At 69.2% G+C, this 20632-nt stretch carries 22 protein-coding genes; 12 read left to right on the plus strand and 10 right to left on the minus strand.

Translation table 11 applies throughout. From position 1 onward, the window contains the following. Positions 1 to 23 precede the first annotated feature (23 nt). Positions 24 to 1205 carry an MFS transporter gene (locus ACFYZQ_RS08325; protein WP_389143121.1) on the minus strand — a complete coding sequence of 394 codons (1182 nt, stop codon included), beginning with the start codon at positions 1203 to 1205 and terminating at the stop codon, positions 24 to 26. Between the two features lie 578 nt (positions 1206 to 1783). Here ACFYZQ_RS08325 and ACFYZQ_RS08330 point away from each other — a divergent pair. The 3 genes from ACFYZQ_RS08330 to rph all read left to right on the plus strand — a co-directional run bounded on the left by ACFYZQ_RS08330 (position 1784) and on the right by rph (position 7067). Next, a complete protein-coding gene (locus ACFYZQ_RS08330; protein ID WP_389143124.1) occupies positions 1784 to 2821 on the plus strand; it encodes a LacI family DNA-binding transcriptional regulator in 1038 nt (345 codons plus the stop codon). A 145-nt stretch (positions 2822 to 2966) separates the two neighbouring features. After that, positions 2967 to 4055 (plus strand): WD40 repeat domain-containing protein, encoded by a 1089-nt coding sequence (locus tag ACFYZQ_RS08335; RefSeq protein WP_389143127.1) that lies wholly within the window; start codon positions 2967 to 2969, stop codon positions 4053 to 4055. A gap of 417 nt (positions 4056 to 4472) precedes the next feature. Beyond that, a complete protein-coding gene (gene rph, locus ACFYZQ_RS08340) occupies positions 4473 to 7067 on the plus strand; it encodes a rifamycin-inactivating phosphotransferase (RefSeq protein ID WP_389143130.1) in 2595 nt (864 codons plus the stop codon). 338 nt (positions 7068 to 7405) lie between these two features. Here rph and ACFYZQ_RS08345 read toward each other — a convergent pair whose 3' ends face one another. After that, positions 7406 to 8371 carry a trypsin-like serine peptidase gene (locus tag ACFYZQ_RS08345; RefSeq protein ID WP_389143132.1) on the minus strand — a complete coding sequence of 322 codons (966 nt, stop codon included), beginning with the start codon at positions 8369 to 8371 and terminating at the stop codon, positions 7406 to 7408. 293 nt (positions 8372 to 8664) lie between these two features. Here ACFYZQ_RS08345 and ACFYZQ_RS08350 point away from each other — a divergent pair, with 293 nt between their 5' ends. From ACFYZQ_RS08350 to ACFYZQ_RS08365, 4 genes are all read left to right on the plus strand, one after another. Beyond that, positions 8665 to 8862 (plus strand): hypothetical protein, encoded by a 198-nt coding sequence (locus ACFYZQ_RS08350; protein ID WP_389143135.1) that lies wholly within the window; start codon positions 8665 to 8667, stop codon positions 8860 to 8862. Positions 8863 to 8989: 127 nt separating this feature from the next. Next, positions 8990 to 9511: a SigE family RNA polymerase sigma factor gene (locus ACFYZQ_RS08355; RefSeq protein WP_389143137.1), complete on the plus strand. Its 522-nt coding sequence runs from the start codon at positions 8990 to 8992 to the stop codon at positions 9509 to 9511. Beyond that, positions 9508 to 10257: a hypothetical protein gene (locus tag ACFYZQ_RS08360; protein WP_389143140.1), complete on the plus strand. Its 750-nt coding sequence runs from the start codon at positions 9508 to 9510 to the stop codon at positions 10255 to 10257. Before ACFYZQ_RS08355 ends, ACFYZQ_RS08360 begins: the two co-directional genes overlap by 4 nt. Before the next feature lie 37 nt (positions 10258 to 10294). Continuing rightward, positions 10295 to 10930, plus strand: coding sequence for a hypothetical protein (locus ACFYZQ_RS08365; RefSeq protein WP_389143143.1), 636 nt, complete (start codon positions 10295 to 10297; stop codon positions 10928 to 10930). A gap of 116 nt (positions 10931 to 11046) precedes the next feature. On the opposite strand, the gene ACFYZQ_RS08370 is transcribed toward ACFYZQ_RS08365, so the two are convergent. Next, positions 11047 to 11898 (minus strand): hypothetical protein, encoded by an 852-nt coding sequence (locus tag ACFYZQ_RS08370; RefSeq protein WP_389143146.1) that lies wholly within the window; start codon positions 11896 to 11898, stop codon positions 11047 to 11049. A 1010-nt stretch (positions 11899 to 12908) separates the two neighbouring features. Next, entirely contained in the window at positions 12909 to 13079 is a 171-nt protein-coding gene (locus tag ACFYZQ_RS08375) for a peptidoglycan-binding protein (protein ID WP_389143149.1), read from the minus strand. A gap of 157 nt (positions 13080 to 13236) precedes the next feature. Between ACFYZQ_RS08375 and ACFYZQ_RS08380 the strand changes: the two genes are divergently transcribed. Both ACFYZQ_RS08380 and ACFYZQ_RS08385 read left to right on the plus strand, forming a co-directional pair. After that, positions 13237 to 13605, plus strand: a complete 369-nt coding sequence (locus ACFYZQ_RS08380; protein WP_389143152.1) for a hypothetical protein — start codon at positions 13237 to 13239, stop codon at positions 13603 to 13605. Between the two features lie 85 nt (positions 13606 to 13690). Then, positions 13691 to 14545, plus strand: a complete 855-nt coding sequence (locus ACFYZQ_RS08385; protein WP_389143155.1) for a helix-turn-helix domain-containing protein — start codon at positions 13691 to 13693, stop codon at positions 14543 to 14545. Here ACFYZQ_RS08385 and ACFYZQ_RS08390 read toward each other — a convergent pair. Both ACFYZQ_RS08390 and ACFYZQ_RS08395 read right to left on the minus strand, forming a co-directional pair. Then, positions 14539 to 14673, minus strand: a complete 135-nt coding sequence (locus tag ACFYZQ_RS08390) for a hypothetical protein (RefSeq protein WP_389143158.1) — start codon at positions 14671 to 14673, stop codon at positions 14539 to 14541. The genes ACFYZQ_RS08385 and ACFYZQ_RS08390 overlap by 7 nt on opposite strands. A 3-nt stretch (positions 14674 to 14676) precedes the next feature. Continuing rightward, complete coding sequence (locus ACFYZQ_RS08395; protein WP_389143160.1) at positions 14677 to 15027, minus strand: peptidoglycan-binding protein; 351 nt, start codon at positions 15025 to 15027, stop codon at positions 14677 to 14679. A 147-nt stretch (positions 15028 to 15174) separates the two neighbouring features. Here ACFYZQ_RS08395 and ACFYZQ_RS08400 point away from each other — a divergent pair, with 147 nt between their 5' ends. Further along, entirely contained in the window at positions 15175 to 16080 is a 906-nt protein-coding gene (locus tag ACFYZQ_RS08400) for a DUF2690 domain-containing protein (protein WP_389143163.1), read from the plus strand. Between the two features lie 387 nt (positions 16081 to 16467). On the opposite strand, the gene ACFYZQ_RS08405 is transcribed toward ACFYZQ_RS08400, so the two are convergent. The 3 genes from ACFYZQ_RS08405 to ACFYZQ_RS08415 form a co-directional block, all read right to left on the minus strand. Next, complete coding sequence (locus tag ACFYZQ_RS08405; protein ID WP_389143166.1) at positions 16468 to 17268, minus strand: SDR family NAD(P)-dependent oxidoreductase; 801 nt, start codon at positions 17266 to 17268, stop codon at positions 16468 to 16470. Between the two features lie 99 nt (positions 17269 to 17367). Beyond that, positions 17368 to 18126 carry an SDR family oxidoreductase gene (locus ACFYZQ_RS08410; RefSeq protein WP_389143169.1) on the minus strand — a complete coding sequence of 253 codons (759 nt, stop codon included), beginning with the start codon at positions 18124 to 18126 and terminating at the stop codon, positions 17368 to 17370. Between the two features lie 249 nt (positions 18127 to 18375). Beyond that, positions 18376 to 19230 carry an oxidoreductase gene (locus ACFYZQ_RS08415; protein WP_389143172.1) on the minus strand — a complete coding sequence of 285 codons (855 nt, stop codon included), beginning with the start codon at positions 19228 to 19230 and terminating at the stop codon, positions 18376 to 18378. Positions 19231 to 19338: 108 nt separating this feature from the next. Here ACFYZQ_RS08415 and ACFYZQ_RS08420 point away from each other — a divergent pair, with 108 nt between their 5' ends. After that, the gene (locus tag ACFYZQ_RS08420; protein WP_389143175.1) at positions 19339 to 19521 is read left to right on the plus strand and encodes a DUF6000 family protein; all 183 of its coding nucleotides are present in this window, start codon (positions 19339 to 19341) and stop codon (positions 19519 to 19521) included. A gap of 23 nt (positions 19522 to 19544) precedes the next feature. On the opposite strand, the gene ACFYZQ_RS08425 is transcribed toward ACFYZQ_RS08420, so the two are convergent. Further along, positions 19545 to 20006: a MerR family transcriptional regulator gene (locus ACFYZQ_RS08425; protein WP_389143178.1), complete on the minus strand. Its 462-nt coding sequence runs from the start codon at positions 20004 to 20006 to the stop codon at positions 19545 to 19547. 3 nt (positions 20007 to 20009) lie between these two features. On the opposite strand from ACFYZQ_RS08425, the gene ACFYZQ_RS08430 reads away from it, so the two are divergent. Continuing rightward, positions 20010 to 20540, plus strand: coding sequence for an alpha/beta fold hydrolase (locus tag ACFYZQ_RS08430; RefSeq protein ID WP_389143181.1), 531 nt, complete (start codon positions 20010 to 20012; stop codon positions 20538 to 20540). The last annotated feature ends 92 nt before the right edge of the window (positions 20541 to 20632 follow it).

Genomic DNA, 20632 nt, shown 5'->3' on the forward strand with positions numbered 1-20632 from the left:
GCGAGAACAGCGCCATCCCTGTGTCAGGCGGACTTCGCGCCGCTCGACGTCCTCGTCATACCGATCAGCCAGGCCGTCGCCACCAGAGAGGCAGCCGACAGAGCGGTAAGCAGCCAGGGAACGGTACGGATCCCGGATACTTCGATCCCGACGCCCAGCATGGGCGGTGCTGCGACCCCGCCGACCATGGAGGCTGCGATCACCCAGGCGCCGGCCCGCCTGGCCTCCGGGAGCACCTTGTTGAGCCAGGGCAGACCAGTCGGGAAGACCGGCGCGATGAACAAGCCCACACCGGCGTAAGCGACGGGCGCCAGGGCCTTGTCGAGCGCGAGCAGCAGGCAAAGGGTCATGCCCGCGGCGCACACGGCGAGGATGCGCTCGGGGGCGTACTTCAACGTGACCGGCACGACGAGGAAGCGGCCCGCTGTCATCATCAGCCAGTACACGGAGGTCGCGGACGCGGCCGCCGCCGCACTGTAGCCGACGGTCTCGAGATGGGTGGGCTCCCAGCCGCCCACGCCCGCCTCGACGGCGACGTTCAGTATGTAGAGGGCGAGAAAGCCGACGAGGACACGGGAGAGGACGCCTCTGGCCATGGACGTGCGCGGGCCCTCGGTGGCGGTTCCCCGCGTGCGGACGCCTCCCGTGCAGAGCATCAACAGTCCGGCCATCGCGGCGCACACTGCGAACGTGTACGGGTAGTTGTCCGGCCCCAGCCACGCGATCAGCGCCGGGCCGAGCACCGCGCCGATGCCGAAGTGCGCGTTGAGGACGTTCAGCATGGCGGTGGACCTGCTCCCGAAGCCGACCGCGAAGAGCTGGTTGAGGCTGTAGTCGATGCCGCCGAACCCCAGGCCGCCGGCAAAAGCGGCCGCGAGGGCGGTCGGCCAGTTCGGGGCGAGCGCGAAGCCGGCACTGCCCGCCGCCATGAGCCCGTAACTCGTCGCAAGCAGTGCCCTGTTGGTTGTTCGGGAGTGGACGGCGTTGAAGACGAGGACGCCGGCGACTCCGCCCGTGAAATGAAGGCTCAGGCCGAGACCGGCGCTCGACGGGTCGAGGCCGTACTCGGCGCGAAGGCCTGGAACCGCCGGGCCGTAGAGCGCCTGGAGCATGCCGATGAGGACGAAGCCGACGCAGGACGCGGCCGCGGCGGGACGGGTGAAGAGCCGCTCGGTCTCCGGCGGCTTCAGAGCCGTGTCAGTCACTTGGTCTCCGAGAAGATGCAAGGGAACGCCAAGGGTTCGGCGCGCAGGAACGACTGCGACGGTGGATCCTGGCCGCAGGGCGGTCCCTCGGGCCGGATCAGGCCCGAGGCCTTCCGCTGGGAGCGGGAACGCACTGGCCACGGCGGAGGGGCCGGCTGAAAGAAGACCGGCCGCCGCTCAGCTCGTTCCAGCGCCGCCCCACTTGACGCCACCAAGACCGCCGTTGTGGATCATCCGGCACCACTGGTGCGTTCGGCAGTGCCGAGAAGACCCCGGCTTTTGCCTGCCAGTCGCCTAACACGCCCTGGAGCAAGGGGTGGGGCTCAGGCAGAGAGCTCCTCGTGGAAGCCATGACGCATCTCCTCTCCGTTACCGTTAACGTGACCGCTAACGAATGGTGGCGCACTCCGTCGGCTGACGTCAATGCCGAAGCCCCCGGTGCCTGCGATCCGTCGACGGCCTGCCTGCTGCGGGCGTTGGCCGTCGGGGAGGAGGCGCCGACGGGAGGGGCGCGGCGGACCACTGAACCTGATTGACTTGGGCGTGGAGCAGTACGACAACGGGAGTGAGTGGGCACAGTGGCCGGACAGCGTGAAACGGAAGACCTGCGGGGACGGAACCCCCTCGCCACGAGGTCCGTCAAGCGCGTCACACTCCGCGATGTCGCCCAGGCCGCAGGCGTGTCCCATCAGACCGTCTCCCGTGCGATCAACGGCAAAGGGGAGATCGACCCGGAGACTCAGCGCCGTGTGCTCGAAGTGGCCAGGCGGCTGCGGTACCGGCCGAGCCGGTTCGGCCGGGGGCTGGTCCGCCCGGATGTCGTGACAGTGGGGCTCATCGTCCCGGACGTGGTCAACCCTTTCTTCCCCGAGTTCGTCGCAGGGGTGATATCGGCCGCGGACGAGCGGGAATGGCAGGTGCTCGTCGCCAGCACCGAAAACGACCGGTCGCGAGAGCTGGCGCTGGTCCGCTCGCTCGGCCGGCAGGTCGACGCGCTCGTCGGCTACCTCAGCCATCCCGACAAGCAGCTCGAGCCGTACCTCGAGAGCGTGCCGCTGGTCATAGTCGACCGCGGGCTGGACTCGTCGACTCACGCGCTGGTCCACGTCGACACCGCGGCCGGCGTACGGGCCGGGATGCACCACCTCATCGAGAAGGGGCATCGCCGGATCGGCATGATCGACTGCGAGTGTGTCTGTGACCCGGTCGTAAGGCGCCGCACCTTCCTGGAAGCCGCCGCCCAACACGCGCTGCCGGTCGATGAGCGCTGGGTGGTCATGGGCGAGCAGTCACCGGCCGGCGGCGCCGCCGCGTTCGAGGAACTGCAGACCACGTTCCCCGACATCACCGCCGTCTTCGCCTTCAACGACCTTGTCGCGATGGGTGCGTTGCGGGCCGCTCGCCGACTCGGCGTCCGAGTACCCGACGACTGCGCGCTGCTCGGCTACGACGGGCTGAGCATCACCGATCTCGTCGACCCGCCGCTGACCACGCTCCACCTCGACAAGCGGCGGCTGGGCGAACTGGCTGTCCACCAAGTCGACCAACTCCTGACCGGCGAGCTACCTCCTCCCGCCGTACTGACGCCGCGCCTGGACATCCGCGGCACGACATGACCCGGGCGGGGGCTCAGCAACGACCATTGCCCATACCGGTGCTCGGCACGGAAACCACCGACCGCGGGACCGCGGACTGCGCGGCCTGAACCGACCAAGCCAACCACGCCTACTCCTGACTCACGCACGAAGCACTCATCCACGGATGGCCACGCCTCGTGGACGGCTCGGCGAAAGCCGCGAGGTTTTGCGCACCCGGCGGCAGCTGACGGAAGCTGCCGCGACCTGGACGCACCTGGAGGAGGCTCCGGGAGCACTCCTGAGAGGCGCGCGCCTGGAAGCGGCTCGCCCTCTGACGCAGGCACGGGACGCAGGTCTCACGGCGTGCGAGAAGGCGTTCCTCAACGCGACTCTGGCAGCGAAAGGCGCCGACATCACGGCGATCAGCCAGGCCAGCCGCCGGCGCCGACGGCCCTGGCTGATCGCCGCCTCCGCAGTGCTGCCCGCGGTGTCCGTGACCACTTCTCTTCTCGCCGTACAGGTCGGCCGGGAGCTCACGGTCGAGCGCGACGACGCGGTCGCCCACAACGCGAGTGCGGAAGCCACCGAGCCGGCCCACAGGTCACCGGCCCTGGCGGCCCAGGAGGCCCTGGCCGCCTACCGGCTACGGCCGGACAGACGCAGCCGCGACGCCCTCCTCAGCACGCTCATGTCCACCTTGACTGCGCACAAGGCCGAGACGTACGCCGTCAACGTGAGCCCCGACGGCAGCGTGCTGGCAACCGCGGGCCGAGACCGCACGGTGCGTCTTAGGGGCGTACGCGAACCACGCTACCCCCGCCGAACGGCGATCCTCACCCGGCACAAGAACGCCCTGTACGCGGTCGCCGTGCACCCCGGCGGCTCCGTACTGGTCAGCGCTGGTTCCGAGGGCGTCCTCATCCTCCGGGACATCGCCGAACTCAGCAGGCCACACCTGCTCTCCGCGGTGTGGACGCGCGCGAAGACGGTACGCGCCGTGGCCTTCGGCCCGGACGGACGGCTCCTCGCCAGCGCGGTAGGGAGCGACGAGCGCGTCATCCTCTGGGACATGACGTTCACGACGGCGGTCCTCGGACCGAGGTTGACTCCGGACGGCGGACAGGTCCTCACAGGAATGTTCGACGGGACTGCCACACCCTGCCGACCGACTTCGGGAGACTGGTCACCGGAGCGTGCAGGTCCGCTGGACCGTCCCTCACCCGAAGAGTGGCGCCGACACCTGGGCGGAGTGCCCTACCACCGGCCGTGCTGACCGGTTGCGCCGCCTGTCCGGTCAAGCCGCTGAGCGTCAGTCCCACGGACGGCAAAAGACAAAGGCAAGGAGATCCCTCTCCTCGCCACTCCTAAGGTATAGCGCACTGGGGGGCTTGCGGCAAGACCCCGGTCGCACCGCAGAATCATCGACCAAGGCCACAACCTGCGAAGGCGAAGGCACGACACACGTGTGTCGTTGTCGGCGTACGGGACGCGGTGACGTCGAATCAGCGGTTGTAACGGCTGTGCGGTCACGGGCGCTCGAAGCGGAGACGCGGGGGAGGCCGGACTCGGCGGAGGGAAGGCAGTCAGGGATGAGGGCGTGTGTGGCCAGCGGTGCGGCAGAGCTGGAGGCGCCGGTGATGCGACCGGCCGGTTCAGTGCGACGGGGCACGGCTGTCTCGGAGGTACCGCGATGACCGAGCAGTACGTGTTGGACCTTCTGGAGGGGGACCCTCGGCTCGCGGTCGTCGGCGGCAAGGGCGGGCACCTGGGCCTGTTGTCACGGCTCGAAGGGATCCGTGTGCCGCGTGGCTTTTGCGTGACGACGGACGTGTTCCGGCGGATCGTGGCGGAAGCGCCGTCGATCGAGGACCGGCTCGATCAGCTGTCGCGCCTGAACCCGGACGACCGGGAGGCGATCCGGACGCTCAGTGCGCAGATTCGCCGGACCATCGAAGGGATCGCCGTCCCGCGCGACGTCGCGACGGCGATCACCCGCGCGCTCGCCCGGCTCGGCGAGCATGCCGCCTACGCCGTCCGATCCAGTGCGACGGCAGAGGACCTGCCGACGGCGTCCTTCGCCGGCCAGCAGGACACGTACCTGAACGTCGTGGGACCGACGGCGATCCTCCGGCATGTGAGCCGGTGCTGGGCCTCGCTGTTCACCGAACGGGCCGTCACCTACCGCCAGCGAAACGGCATCGACCACCGTACGGTCCACATGGCTGTCGTCGTGCAGCAGATGGTCTTCCCGCATGCGGCCGGCATCCTGTTCACGGCCGACCCCGTCACGGGCAACCGGAAGGTCGCCACCGTCGACGCCGGCTTCGGCCTCGGCGAGGCCCTGGTCTCCGGCCTGGTGAACCCGGACGTCTTCAAGGTGCGAGACGGCGAAGTCGTCGCCAAGACGATAGCCGCCAAACAGCGTGCTGTTCACGCCCTGCCGACCGGCGGCACGCGGGAAACGGCCATCGACCCGCAGTGGCAGGAGAAGCCGGCGCTGACGGATACGCAGGCCGTGGAGCTCGTGCGGCTCGGGCGGCGGATCGAAGCGCACTTCGGCTGCCCTCAGGACATCGAATGGTGCCTGGACGACGAGGGCTTCCAGATCGTGCAGAGTCGGCCGATCACGACGCTCTTCCCCATTCCGGAGACCGGCGATCAGGAGAATCACGTCTATGTCTCCGTCGGCCATCAACAGATGATGACCGACCCCATGAAACCCCTCGGGCTGTCCATGTGGCAGCTGACGGCCATGGTGCCCATGCACGCGGCCGGCGGGCGCCTGTTCGTCGACGTCACTCGGCGCCTCGCCTCGCCTGCGAGCCGCGCCGGCCTCCTGGACGTCATGGGAAGGGGCGATCCGCTGATGAGGGACGCGCTGGAGACCGTCCTCGACCACGACGATTTCGTCCCGACGCTTCCGGACGTGGGCATCGGCAGGCCGCCGGCCGGCGGTGCGTCCGCCCCGATCGAGACGGATCCGGCCATCGTCACCGAGCTGATCGAGCGCAGCCAGGCGTCCATCGCCGACCTGCGACGCGACATCCGGACGAAGACCGGACCGGCTCTGTTCGACTTCCTGCTGGAGGCCTTCGAGGAGCACAAGCGCGTCCTCAGTGATCCGCTGAGCATCCAGGCGATCATGGCCGGGATGGAGGCCACGTGGTGGCTCAACGACAAGTTGCAGGAGTGGCTGGGCGAGAAGAACGCGGCTGACACGCTCACACTGTCCGCGCCCGGCAATGTCACGTCGGAGATGGGGCTGGCACTGCTCGACGTCGCGGACGTGATCCGCCCCCACCCGGAGGTTGTGGCGTTCCTGCAGAACGTCGAGGACGAAGGCTTTCTGGACGAGCTGGCGAAACTCGCGGGCGGGACCGAAGCGCGCGATGCCCTCGAGGGATACCTCGACCGGTACGGCATGCGCTGTGCCGGCGAGATCGACATCACCAGGCCTCGTTGGCGCGAGAGCCCCACCACGCTCGTGCCGGCGATCCTCGACAACGTCAGGAACTTCGAACCGGGCGCCGCCCGGCGGCGCTTCGAGCAAGGACGGCAGAAGGCGCAGAAGAAGGAACAGGACGTGCTGTCGCGCCTGCGGGCCCTGCCGGACGGGGACCTGAAGGCCGACGAGACCAAGCGGATGATCGACCGGGTCCGAACCTTCATCGGGTACCGGGAGTACCCGAAGTACGGCATCATCAGCCGCTACTTCGTCTACAAGCAGGCTCTGGTGGCGGAGGCCGAGCGCCTCGCGCAGGCCGACGTGCTTCGTGACAAGGAGGACGTCTTCTACCTCACGTTCGAGGAGTTCCGTGACGTCGTACGCTCCCACCAGGTGGACGACGGGCTCATCCGGCAGCGCAAGGAAGCGTTCCGGTCGTACCACGCGCTCACACCGCCCCGGGTCCTCACCTCGGACGGCGAGACCGTCACCGGGGCGTACCGACGCGACGACGTGCCGGCCGGCGCCCTGATCGGCCTACCGGTCTCCGCGGGGACGATCGAGGGCAGGGCCCGCGTCATCCACGACATGGCGCAAGCCGATCTCGAGACGGGCGACATCCTGGTCACGGCCTATACGGACCCCAGCTGGTCGCCGCTGTTCGTCGGGATCTCGGGCCTGGTGACGGAGGTGGGCGGCCTGATGACCCATGGCGCGGTGATCGCCCGGGAGTACGGCCTGCCGGCCGTCGTAGGCGTGGAACAGGCTACCCGGCTGATCCGGGACAAGCAGCGGATCCGCGTGCACGGAACCGACGGGTACGTCGAGATCCTGCCGTGACCGGCCACACCGAGAAGGCCCACGCAGTGCGCCCCTGACGCACTGCAACAGGCCGTCGGCCGCGGCGTAGCCGGCCTCTGCCTCGTCGAATCGACCGGCGGCGGTGGCCGGCATGGCTGCGGTGGCGGCGGCGATGCCACTGGCGCAGTCCGTCGGGGCCGTTGAGGGTCGCGGCGGGGGTGATGTCGTCGAGGTGCTCGCACATCCAGCGGTAGGCCGGGAGATCGTGCGGCAGCAGCTTGGCGGACGTCGTCAACACCGGGGCCGGAAGGCGAGCTTCGCCGACGGCCCGTGCCAGCGTCCAGGCGGGCCAAGCTGTGCGGTCGGGAAACCTGAGCCTACCGTTCAGCTTCACCGCGGACCGTGGGCAGCGCGCCGGGCCGGGCGGGCGGGGTGCCGGCCACGGCCGCGTCGTACAGGCGTCGGACATCGGAGCCGAAGTATGGGCTGTACGAGATGTCTGCGGTGGGCCCGCCGGTCTTCCAGCCGCCTATGCTGCCCACGACATCTCCCGTCCCGGTGCGCGAGTCGAAGTTCGCCAGGAACGGGCCTCCGCTGGTACCCGACCGGTAGTCGTCGCAGGCGATCCGGAGGTACGACCCGGGTGTGCCGTCCGTGGGTGTGAACCGCGTCGTGGAGTTGGTGCAGGTCAAAGGTTGGCGATCCGTGTTCGGGTAGCCGACGAGCCGGACTCGGGGAAACACGTAACCGCGCCCGGTGACAAGGGTGTTACCCCCTACGACGTCCTGCACCTGCCTGCCGTCGCTGCGGGCCCCTACCTGGACGAACGCCACATCCCACGGGGCACCCTTCGCATGCCCGCGTTCGTAGTAGCGTTGATCGATCCAGACCCGGCCGCGCCCTCGGGAGTCGGTGGCGACCGGGAAGATCCCGTGCGGTCGCGGGCTCGCCGCGGTCCACTGCGGCACGAACGCCATCGAGCCGCCACCGGCCCTGGCGTCCATGCAATGGCCTGCGGTCAGCACGATGTTGTGGTGCCGGCTGTTGATCACACTCGCGGTGCAGAAGTAGGACCCGCCGCCGCTTCGCAGGTACATCCGTCCGATCATCGCCAACCCGCCGAAGTGCGAGCTCGTCGGTCCGGCCCCCGTTGCCCGGGCGGGCAGCGCACGCTGTGACGAGGATTTCCCCGACGCACCCGGAAAGGGCTTGGCCTCCGCCATACGTTGATCGGTCCAGAACCGCATCGCCGCCGCGGCCGTCCAGTGCGGTGCGGCAGGAACGGCGGGCGAAGCGCCGGCCGTGTCGACCAAGCCCGTTGTCGTGATCAGCCCGACGGCCACACAGGTGGCAGCCAATGAAATGAGCAACTTGGAAGGTCTGTTCACTCGAGCGTTCCCCCGACGGGCGACCGGACAGGACAAGCTGACGATAGGGGACGACCACTCGAAGATCGAACGATTTGCCGAACTGGGGACGAGCTGATGGCCCGTAACACGATCAATACAACGGGCAGTCGGTCTGTCAGGACGGCGCCCGCTCCTACTACAACGGTCGCGGTGTCCCCTGCGGCATATCGGTCACCAACAGCGACGTCAGGTACAGCATCAAGTGGGAGGACGGCTCCACCCACAACGTGCGGGGTGTACAGGGCAACGGCAGCTACACCTGCACCCAGGGCGACTCCGGTGGCCTGGTCTTCACGATCAACGACAGCTCCCACCGCCAGGCACGCGGCATCGTCTCCGCCAACAACGGCACCGGGGTCATGTACTGGACCGAGGCCACTGACATCCTCAACGGCTTCGGCCTGAAGCTCAACCCGCACCAGTAGCCAATCGCACCGCGCAGGGCCCCACGGAGCTCCGACCCGGAGCCAGTGGGGCCCTGCTCCATGTACGAGGACCCCCAACCGAACCGGCGAGTTGTTCGTTGTACAGGGTGAGGGGAACGGAGGAGACGTGGCCGAATGGTCAAGCCTGCTGTCCGAGCTCGCGCAAGAGCGCGGCGCGGAGCTGAACCAGTACGGCTTCCTGCTGTGCGGTGACCGTGCCGAGGCCGCCGACCTGGTCCAGGAAGCACTGGTACGGGTCTTCTCCCGACCCCGTCGCGCGTGGGAACTGGAACAGGCGGAGGCATACGTACGTCGCACGATGCTCAACCGCTATCTGGACCTGCACCGGCGCCGCACCCGCTGGATCCGCGCCCTTCCGCGGCTGGTGTCGCCGTCACCGGTCGCGGACCACAGCGCGAACGTCACGCACCGGATCGACCTCATGGAGGCCTTGCGCCGTCTGTCGCCGAGGCAACGGGCATGCGTAGTGCTCCGCTACTACGAGGACATGTCCACGGCGGGCATAGCGGAGCGGCTCGGCTGCGGTGAGGGCACGGTCAAGCGCCATCTGAGCGACGCGCTGGCACGGCTGGGCACCCAGTTGCAGCCACCCACCGACCACGTCGCGCAGGAAAGGCTGGAGACATGAAGCCGGAGGAGCTGCGCGAGCAGTTGCTCGCCGCCGCGCACAGTACACCGCCACTGGACATCGACATCGACCACGTCCAGTCACGGGTGCGCAGGCGTAGGCGCGTCCAGTACGCCGCCGTGGCCGGTGCCGGTCTGGCCGTGGCCGCCTCGGTGGTGCTGGGCACGGTGCACTCCACGCCTCCTCCGCAGGTCAACACACCGGCGGACTCGGTCAGCAGGCAGCCCCGGGCGACGAGCGGTGCGGCTCCGAGCGGCACCCCGGCCGACACGCCGCCGGCCCGCCACTACACCTGCGGAGGGACAGTCCCGGCCCCATCCGGTCGGGGAGCCGTGACCGCGCACATCGCCGGGGTGCGCAAAGCCCCGGGTGGAGCACCCCAGATCACCTACACGGTGACCGCGACCGCCCCCTCCGTCCTGCAGATTTCCGGGCGAACCGGCGGGCCACGGACCCTCGTTCTCAAACAAGGCCGCATCGTCGCCGGCCAGGATCTGCCGCGATCATCGGCCACCCGTGCACCGGCAGACGAGAACACCCCGCACCAGCTGAGCGTCGACCCCGCCCGTCCCTACCGCGCCCAACTCCCTCCGATGCCGGGCCGGCCATGCACGGGAACGTCCTGGAGCTCGATGTGGAAAGGCGGCTACGAAGTCGTCGTCGTCCTCACCACCCAGAACCCCGTCATCTCCGACACACCGGCCCCCGATCCAGTGATCGTCGCTCGTGCCCCCCTGGCCGAATGACGGCTCCCCACCTCGCTCACACCCCGTGGAGACACTCATGCGCCGCGCACTGCTGCCCGCCGTTCCCGTCCTGCTGCTCGCCCTCGCCGCATGCGGAACGCATTCCGGCACGGCATCCGCCGCTCCGACCCACCCCGCCCCGACCACCACCACCCCACCACAGAAGAACCAGGACCGTTCCCTGCCCTGCGGCGGCACCATCGAACGCCCCGTGGTCATCAGCGGTCCCGACGAGCACCTGCAAGTGACCGTCAAGTCCTTGCGCCGCCAGGGCTCTGCTCTGCGGGCGACCTACAGCATCACCTCCGCCGACCGGGCTCAGATGCTCAGCCTGCCGATCGGCGAGGTTCCGCCCACGGCCCTCCTGCTCAAACACGGCGTCATCGCCGGCCGTCAGAAGCCCGCCGCCGGCAACGGAACAGTGGACGGCAGGCCGGCCACCGGATACGCCGTCGGTCGGCACCCGTACACCAAGACCCTGACGATCGACGCCCTCTGCCCCGGCACCACATGGTCCGACGTGGATACCAACCCCAGCGCCTACCAGACGGTCGTCGTGATGTCGGTCCAATCCCAGGGACACACCTCCACCCCGACTCCCGGCCGCATCCACCCACTCCCTCTCCTCGAAGCCACCCGCGACATCTCCGCGAAGCATCCGGGAACGCGATAGAGAGACGATCAGTCCGGGCACTCCGAGGAACTGCGCGACACCTTGCGACTGCTGCGTCGCCGATGCCGCGCGGCGCCGCCGGCGCAGAACTCCGCTTGGAGCACAGGCGTCCGCGGCTACCTGACGTCGACGTAGTCGCCGGCCGCCGTCGAGGCAGCGGTGGTCGTATTGGTGACGAAGGAGAAGCGGTAGTACCCGTCGGCGGTGGCGGTGGTGGTGGTCTTGAGCGCGCCCCCGGAGCCGCTCGTGACCTTCTTGAGGGTCGCGTAGGTGTTGCTTCCCTTCTTGCGGTACTGGAGCAGCGCCTCCTGTCCCGCGTAGCCGGTGTAGATGCCGTTGTTCCAGTTGGCACGCTTCAGGCTGCCTGTCACCGTGATGGCCTTGCCCTTCTTCACCGGCTCCGGGGTGGCGTCGGCGGTCAACTGGGATGCCTTCTTGATCCGGGTGGTTGCGACGTCGTCGTCGTAGCTTGCGTTGGCATAGAGGTCGTACCCGCCGAGAAACAGCTTCCAGGTCCCTGCGACGCCGTTGTTCTTCAGGTCGGACGCGGCGTTGATGTGGAAGACGGCCGTGCAGGCGTAGACGCCGGTCCGGGTCGTCGACTCGGCGCAGGTGGGGTCGTCGTCAGTGCCCAGGGATCCGGTGATGGTGTCTGTGTTCGAGCTGTCCGTGCCCTGCCAGAGGAAGGCTTCCGTGAGGGCCACTCCGCTGGAACTGGTGGCCGTGTACGTCACGGTGACGGACTTCTTGGTGGTGGTGCCCAGAACGATGTCCTTGCCGCCGTTGATGACCGCCTTGGAGAAACTGATGTTGCCCAGCGAGGTGCGGGGTTGGACGCCGTGGGCGGCGAAGGAGCCGAGCCTCGCGGCCGCGCCTGGACGCTCCGCCGCCTGAGCGGCTGCCGGAAGGCAGAGCGCGGACAGAGCGATGGCGCCGGGAAGGGCTACCGACAGGGCACGTATACGCATGTGAATCTCCGTGAGGTCGAAGGCAACCCGCCAGGGTCTCCGAGCAGGCATGCCGGGCGCGTGCTGCGCCCAGGTCATGCGCACAGTACGTCGCGCGGTGCGAGGCTCCGCATCCGTGAAATCACGCAGTTCACCACGGGTGCCTAGGACAGTGCCCACCACCGGTCAGGCGAGGTCTTCGGCGTCCACGACACCACGGCAGGAGCCGACCTCTCACCCTCAGCCGGATCTTGAAGGTGCGCGTGACGCGGAGGCCATCCCGACCGGCGGAACGTCACGGTACGGGCGGTGGCCTCCAACGCCGGCTCGCTGCAGGGAACTTCGGTACCCGAACTGTCTCTCACCGACCGGTCGCCTTGGTCAACCACCGGACGCAACCTGCGCCACAGTGTCAAGCTCGGCCGGGTGGTCCTGACCGTCGCGCGATCGGCCGGGGATCCTGGCCGGCCCGTGGAGTTGGAGCTGCACGGTGAGACGCGCGTCGTCGACCGCACCCGGGCCACGCTCACCGCGGCCGGACGTCCAAGCACCTGGACGGCTTGGATACTTCGGGCCTTTTCCTGGAGCCAGCGAGCTCGTCGGGGTCCGGTAGCTCGGCGACCACCACGCCGTTGCGAGCAACCGCCGTTCGCCCTCCCACGCGACGACGGAAAAGCGTGAACGCGCCGAATTCCGCTGGCTGGGCCGGCTCCGGCTCCTCCGCCGCAGCCTGGTCCTCTTCCCCAGCGTCAGTCGTCGGCCAGCATCCTCTCCGTCCCATCGTTGATCGGGTGACCCACCACGACATCGATCCGAATGCCCATAGCGCCCGAGGCTACTGCCCCCTTACGACATGCCGACCGGCTACTGCGCCTCGTCGACCACTGCGCACCAGGCGGACCGGGCCGTCGGATCGCCTGGGCTTGGACGCCGTGATTGTCCCGGGGCTGGAAGCCCGACGCGAACAGCCGTCCACCTCCCCCGTGGGGCGGACGGCTGAGCTGCACGCGCCCGTCAGCGGGCGCCGAAGGTCAGTTGTGGTCACCGCCCCGCAGGCAACGCCAGGTGTCGGGACCGACGATGCCGTCGGCGGAGATGCCGCAAGCCCGCTGCTGGTCGGTGACCGCGTACTCGAGGCGTCGGGCTGACCCGTCACCGAGCCGGGGGGCCGGTGGTGCGGTGGCGCCGCAGTCCGTCGGCAAGTGCCACGATCCTGGGCCGGCCCACCCGGGCGACCTGGGCAGACACCGGGCGGAAAGACGACTCCGCGAGACGGCGGGGACGGCGGACCGAAAAACTCCTTTTCCCTCTCGTGCCCTGCGTGTTGCCCTGATGGCCATGGGACGCGCGAAGAGGTTGATGACAACCGTCATGGCCGGCGCACTCGCCACCGTCGCCCTGGCTGCGGGTACTCCGTCGGCCGCGGCGCGAGCCGACAACGGCTGCGCGGAACTGGACGTCTGCTTCTACAAGACGGCGGACGACTGGGCGCGGGGGCAGCCGACGGGTTCGTACCGCGGTGTCACGTCGTTCCCTCAGGACCTGGGACCGGACGCCTCCGGTGCCTACGCGGTCTACAGCGGCCTCAATGAGGAGCGGGCGATCCTGCACATGACCGCCGCGGGCGGCGGCCGCGTGTACGGCATCTGCCTGGCACCCCATGAGGACCGGACGCTCCAGCCGGACACCGTGAGCACGGTCTATATCGACGGCAAGGCGGGCTGCTGACCGTGCTCCCCGGCGCGTGCGCACGGCGGGACCGGTTCCGTGTGCCCGGCATCGCCCGGCGTCGCGCGTGACGCTGCGAAAGCCCGTGCCCGAAGACCTTCCGGACGCGCACCGGCGGCTGCTGGACGAGTTGCGGCGACTGAAGGGCCGCCACGGCTGGACATTCGCTCAGCTCGCTCGGAAGACGGGCTACAGCGCGACCTCGTGGCACCGCTATCTGTCCGGCCGGGCGATGCCGCCGTGGGAAGCCGTCGACGCCCTTGGACCTCTCGCTGCCCAGGAGCACAGCCGGCTGCTGGCACTGTGGGAGGTGGCCGCGACCGCCGTCGCCCGGCAACCGGCACCGGGGCGGACAGGGCTCCCGGCCCGGGCCGCGAAGACGGCCGCACCGGCGGCGACCGGTGCGGCCCCTCGCCCCGGATCTCGGACGACGGCGCTCGGCGGTCTGCTGGGGACGGCACTGCTGCTGGCCTCGTTGCTGGCCCTGCTGAGCCCTTGGGACGGCGGGAGTCGCCCAGCGTCTCGTGTCCCGGCTCCCCACGGGGCGCCGCCCGGTGCGCCCGAATGGCCCTGGCCGCTGCAGACCGCGACCGGGACACCAGCGGGGGCGCCCTGTCTCGGCGACGGCTGCCGGGGCCGGGACCCGTACCGGATCGGCTGCGACCGGGGCAGCGTGTCCGTGCACGCGCTCCGCGCCGACCACCGGACGCTCACGCTGTGGTACAGCCCGCTCTGCCGTGCAGTGTGGGCGGACGTCGTCCCCGGCGCCGGAACGTCAGGTCTCACCGTCTCCGCCGACGGCCGCGCGGTGACCGCACCCGTCGGGGACGCACGCACCGGCATGCTGGGCGCCACACCCGGCAGGGCAAAGGGGAGCGTGGACCTGCTCGACCGCCAACTCGGGGTCAGCGCCCGCACCTCCTGGGTCGTGGATCAGTGAGCGTCCCTGCAGACGTGCAGAGTGGCCGAGTCGGTGCGCAGCGGAGCGAAGCGGCCTTCGTCGTACACCTCGTAGACACCCGCGCCCGTGCGGCGCAGCGGCAGGGCGTACCGCTCGCCGACGTACACCGTTCAGGGCGGCCTGGACACCAGTCTGCCGCCCGCGAAGCCCAGGGTCTGGGCTCCCGTGACCCCGTCGGCGACCAGACCGTGGTTGCTCTGCCAGACGCGGGTGGCCTCCCGGGTACGGGTGTCGTAGCGGCAGGTGACGAAGGCCCGGGCGAGATAACCGTCCGCCCACAGTACGGACTGCCACAGGCCGACGAGGTCACTGCGCGGATGCTCTCGGGCGTCGAGCACGCCTTCGTCCCGCCAGTCGTCGCCGAGGGCGCCGTGGCCGCTGACGTACGACACTGCCGACCGGTCGGCGGCGCTGGCCGGTACGGACGCCAGGACCGTCGCGACGGCAAGGACGAGTATCACGCGCAGCGGACACAACCCCCCGGTAACCCCCATGTCCCGCCTCTACCCCGCGGTGGGAAATGGCAAGCAGTGCACTTTTGCGACGGCAGCCGTGACCGTACCGTCGGTGGGGCGTGTCGTCCTTGGTGGATGGGGTGGGGACCGGCAATGGGGGAGTGGCGGGCGTTACCGGAGGAACTGGAGCCCGAAGTATGGGCCTTGGTGGACCGGCTGCGGAAGATGAAGGACACCAGCGGGCTGAGCCTCGCGGCGCTGGCCGAGCAGACGCCGTTCAGTAAATCGGCCTGGGAGCGCTACCTTAACGGCAAGAAGCTGCCGCCCCGCGAGGCAGTGGAGGCGTTGGGACGGCTGGTGGGCCGCGATGTCGCAACCCTGACATCCCTGTGGGAACTGGCGGAGCAGGCGTGGAACCGGCCGCGCACTCCCGCCCCGGAGGCGGATCCCGGCGAAGAACCGGCGGCCGAGCCGGTGGAGCCGGCCACTCGGCCCGCGCGCCGGATGACCGCGGGTGCGCGGCTGTCCGGTGTCCTCGTCCTCTCGGCCGCCGTGGCCGCCGGAGTGGCGGCCTTCTCCGCCGCAAACGGTCATGACGCGGCCGGCCCGAACGGGGTGTCCGCCACCCCGGCGACATCGACGACCGGCGCTGAGGCCGGTCTGGACACGCAGTGCTACTCGGACGGCTGCGCCGGACTCGACCCCAAGGACACCGGGTGCGCAGGCGACGCCTGGACCTCCGCCCTGGTCCGGGTGGACGGGGTGTACGTCGAGTTGCGGTACAGCGACGCATGCCGGGCCGCCTGGGGCCGCATCAGCTGGGGCGCACCAGGTGACATGGCAGAGGCCGTCCCGGCACACGGCAGACACATGCGGGAACGGGTGCACTACGACACCGATGTGTACACCGCCATGGTGCCCGCCTCCGACCCCTCGGAGGCGAAGGCCTGCACACAGCTGCGCTCCGGCCGACACGGCTGCACGAATCCGGGCGGGCGACGCCACCTGCTCGAGCCTCCCGAGCCGCCGGTGGCCTCCCCCCGCCCTGCCCAACCGTGAAGCCGGACCGGCCCGCGCTCCCGCAGCAGGGCACGGCCCAGCCTTCCTTTGGGTGAAGTCCCTGGAACCTCCGTCCGGCGCTACCGCACCATGGCGGCACCGATGCCTGGCACGTAGACGTCCGGCACAGACAGAAGGAACTCAGCACCGATGCACCCTGGCCGCGCGGCGGATGACAGCTTCCTCTTCCACACTGGCCAGCCGCCGAGCCATCGCTCCTGCGGCGCCCTCGCCGGCCGGTCCCCCTGCGAACGCCTACGGCGGAAAGCCCAAGACCCCTGTCACAGGCGTCCGTCACCTGCACATCCAGAGCCGGCACTGTCGCCGTGAAAGGTCCGCGGCCCGGGAGGCGAGACGGTCCCAGGCCGCAGAGTGGCGGGCGTGTGCTCAGCGAGAGCGGGGTTTGGCCTTGGTGGCGTGACGGGCGGCCTTGTAGGTCTCGGGCAGGAAGCGGTGTTCGAGGGCGGTGCGCTTGGTGGCGGCGTCGCCGCCGACGATCTCTGCGCGACCGTTCATCATGGCGATGAATCCCTGGCGAGCGACTTCCTTGCGGTTGTTCTTCTTCATGCCGGGGCCGAAGGCGGTGTTGTTCATGCCCGCGCGGGTGTGGAAGTTGCTGTCGGTGGCGCCGGGCATGAGGCAGGTGACGGTGACGCCGTGCTCCTTGAGTTCCTCACGCAAACCGAGGGCGAACATGCGGGTGAAGGCGCGCGAGGGCCCGTACACGGTCTCGTAGGGGGTGGGCAGGGTCGCCGACAGCGAGGACGTGATCAGGATGCGGCCGCGGCCGTTGCCTGCCATGTGCCGGGCGACGTGCTTGGCCAGGTGGACGACGGAGGCCACGTTCAGCTGGATCAGGGAGAGTTCGTCGTCGAGGTCGGTGTCGAGGAAGGCGCCGCCGATGCTGCGGCCGGCGTTGAGGACCGCGGCGTCGAGCGGCCGTCCTGTCTCCTGCACCGCCTGCCACACCGACTCGACGCCCTCGCTCTGGGAGAGGTCGGCGCGTACGGGGGTGACGTCGACGCCGTGCCGGGCGAGGCCGGCCGCGGCATGGTCGGTGTGCTCGCTGCGTCCGGTGGCGATCAGGTCGAAGCCGTTGATGGCGAACAGCTTCGCGAGTTCGTGGCCGATGCCCGCGGAGGCCCCGGTCACCAGGGCGAGCGGGCGGCGGGAGGCGGTGCTGCTCATGAGAGGGCTCCGTTTCCGTGCGGAGGTGGTCGTTCAGTGCTGCAGGTGGCCGACCGCCGCGAGGGTCGGCGCGGGATTGCTCTGAGGCTGAAGGTGGAACTACCAGGCCTGGCGGGTGGGGTGGACGACGATGTCGTTGACGGTGACGTCAGGGGGCTGGTTCAGCGCGTAGACGACGGCGTCGGCCACCCGGTCGGGGTCGATGGCACCCTCGTTGAGCTGCTGGGCGATCTGTTTGCCCTCGGCGTTGGAGACTTTGTCGGCCCAGCCGGTGGAGATGACGCCAGGGCTGATCATGGAGACTTGGATGCCGTGGGTGATGCCGACTTCCCGGCGGAGGCTGTCGGTGATGCCGCGGATGAAGAACTTGGTGGCGCTGTAGACGCCGCTGGCCTCCCCGACGCGGATGCCTGCCACCGAGCTGAGGTTGAGGATCTGGCCGGACTGGCGGGCGATCATGCCGGGCAGGACGGCGCTGATGGCATGCAGGTAGCCGCGGAGGTTGGTGTCGATCATCTTGTCCCAGTCGTCGATGGCGCGGTCGGACCACTTGGAGAAGAGCATCAGGCCGGCGTTGTTGACCAGGTGGTCGACGGGGCCGTACTCGCCGGCGGCGAAGTCCATCAGGCCCTCGACGTCGTCCCGGCGAGTGACGTCGGTGATGCGGGCGGCCGCGGTGCCGCCGGCGTCGCGGATCTCGGTGATCAGGGTGTCGAGCTTGTCGGCGTTGCGGGCGGCGAGGACGACGCGGGCGCCGCACGCGGCCAGGGCCCGAGCCGTGGCCGCGCCGATGCCGGAGGACGCTCCGGTGATGACGCTGACGCGGCCGCGCAGGTGGTTGTCGTGGCTGTCAGCCATGGTGGCTCAATCCTTCTGCGAAGCGGTGTTCAGGCTGTGCGTGCGCGGTTGCCGAATTCGAGGAACATGCGCAGGAACCCCTCCGGGTTCTCCTCGGGCACTCAATGGCCGGCCCGCGACGAGGCGCGTGCTCATCGGTTCGGCTTCCATGCGGATTACGGAGCAGGCGGGCGCAGCTGCCCGGGCGCCGCCGGTCGGTGACAGGCCGGAGTACGGCGTCGTCACCGGCCGGCGGAGCCTGGCGCAGGATCAGGCGGCGGGAGCGTCGAAATCGGCCGACAGGGTCAGCGCCTCGTTGGCACGGATCTCGGCGAGCATCGACTCCAGCTGCTCGATCGCCGTGCCGTACGCAGGGGCGCCCAGCAGCAGGCGCTGGGGGTGGGTGTCGGTGGCGAGGGCGGTGACGATCGCCCGGGCGGCGGCGTGCGGGTCGCCGGGCTCCTTGCCGGTGTCCGCGCGGAACGCGGCACGCGCCGCGCCGACCGTGTCGGCGTAGTCGGCGATCTCCCGCTCGGGCAGCGTCTCGTTGGCGGACCGGCCCGCCCAGTCGGTGCGGAAGGGGCCGGGCTCGACGAGCAGCGTGGTGATGCCCAGCGGGGCGACCTCCTGGCGCAGCGCGTCGGTCAGGCCCTCGACGGCGAACTTGGTGGCGGCGTAGTAGCCGACGGCCGGGAAGGCGCGCAGTCCTCCGATGGAGGAGAAGTTCACGATCGTTCCCGAGCGGCGCGCGCGCATGCCCGGCAGGACGTTGCGGATGACGTCGGACAGGCCGAACACGTTGATGTCGAAGATCCGGCGAATCTCCTCATCAGTGTTCTCCTCCACGGCGGCGAAGTAGCCGATACCGGCGTTGTTGACCAGCACGTCGATGCCGCCGAAGTGCTCCTCGGCAGCCTCAACGGCCTTGCTGACCTGGGTGCCGTCGGTGACGTCGAGGGGCAGGGCGAGCGCCTGGTCGTTGCCCTCGACGAGGTCCTTGACCTGAGCGATGTCACGGGCGGTGACGACCGCCTTCTGGCCGGCGGCGAGGACCTCCCGGGCCAGGGCCCGGCCGAAGCCGGTCGAGCAGCCGGTGATGAACCAGACCTGCTGCTGAACAGTCACGATGCGGATCTCCCTCAGAACGAGCGCACCCCTCCCACCGCGATCACCACGGGTGACGGCGACAGGGATGCTGTGTGGGACCCCGCGTGACTGCCGTTGGAGCCGGTCATGAACTGCGCTGTGCCGCCGAGCAACCTCGCCGACCGGTTGGCTGTGTCATTTCATTGGAGAGCGAGGGCTGTTACCGACGCTGAGCTCAACATCCTCTTCGAGGGCGGCTGGCGCGAGCGGCGCACCGGGGCATGGCTCGCCGCCGTCTCGCGCCGTGACCACTTCCGCAGGCGTCTTTGAGCACTGCTGCTAGGTGTTGCGGGTCAGGGCGTTGTTGACGGCGTCACGTGCTCGTCCTCCTGCAGGGAAACGCTTGCGGCATATCTCGTGCACGCATCGCACCTTGTGAGTAGGTCGTGCTCGCAGTTGATCACATGCACGAGGAATCGTTCGGCATCCTCGAGTTGTGCTCGCTGCGTCCGGATCTGGTGGAGTTGCCGCTCGATCGCGCCCGTTCTCTCGGGGTCACCTCGGTGCAGAACCTGCCGGATCTCCGGCAGGCTCATGCCGACGCCCTGGCATGCTCGCAGGACCCGCAAGCGGTGAAGGTGCTCCTCGCTGTAGTCGCGCTGGCCTGACGGTGTGCGGTCGGGCACGACGACACCTACATCGTCCCAGTGCCTCAGCACATGCACCGCTACGCCAAGACGGTGAGCGACGTCTCCGATCTTCATGGGGCCATTATCCCTGCTTGACCTCAGGTCGACCTGAGGTTCTAGCTTCATCGCATGAATACGAGGGAATCGCGGCTGCCGGATCCTGTCCACATCACCGTCGACGGGGCAAGCGTCGCAACATACGTACTGGTCCCCGACCGGGGGGCTGCGCTGGGAGATGTGGTGTTCTGCCATGGCACGCCGTGGTCGTCACAGGTATGGGCGGAGACTGCACGGCACCTAAGCAGCAGATATCGGGTGTTCCTGTGGGACATGCCCGGCTACGGCAGATCACCGAAGGATCCGGTAGTACCGATCGATCTTGCCTCCCAGATGTCACGATTCGCTCAGCTGCTCACGTACTGGCGCCTGGACAGGCCATACGTTGTCGCACACGACATCGGAGGAGCCGTGACACTCGGGTCTCACCTGCTTCACGACAGTGAGTACGCGGGTCTGTTCCTCTGGGACGTGGTGACACTCGATCCGTGGGGATCGCCGTTCTTCCGGCTGGTCGCCGACCATGCCGACGTGTTCGCGGAACTCCCAGCCACGCTCCACACAACCTTGGTCAAGGAGTACATCGCCGGTGCGGCACACTGAACCGTTCCGGGTTTGATCGAGACTCTAGGTCGTGACTGTGACCTGGGATTTCGTGGTTTCGCGGTAGTGCTTGGTCTCGTATTCGGCAGGTG

Origin of the sequence: Streptomyces sp. NPDC001843 (assembly GCF_042891955.1) — a bacterium.
Taxonomy (GTDB): domain Bacteria; phylum Actinomycetota; class Actinomycetes; order Streptomycetales; family Streptomycetaceae; genus Streptomyces.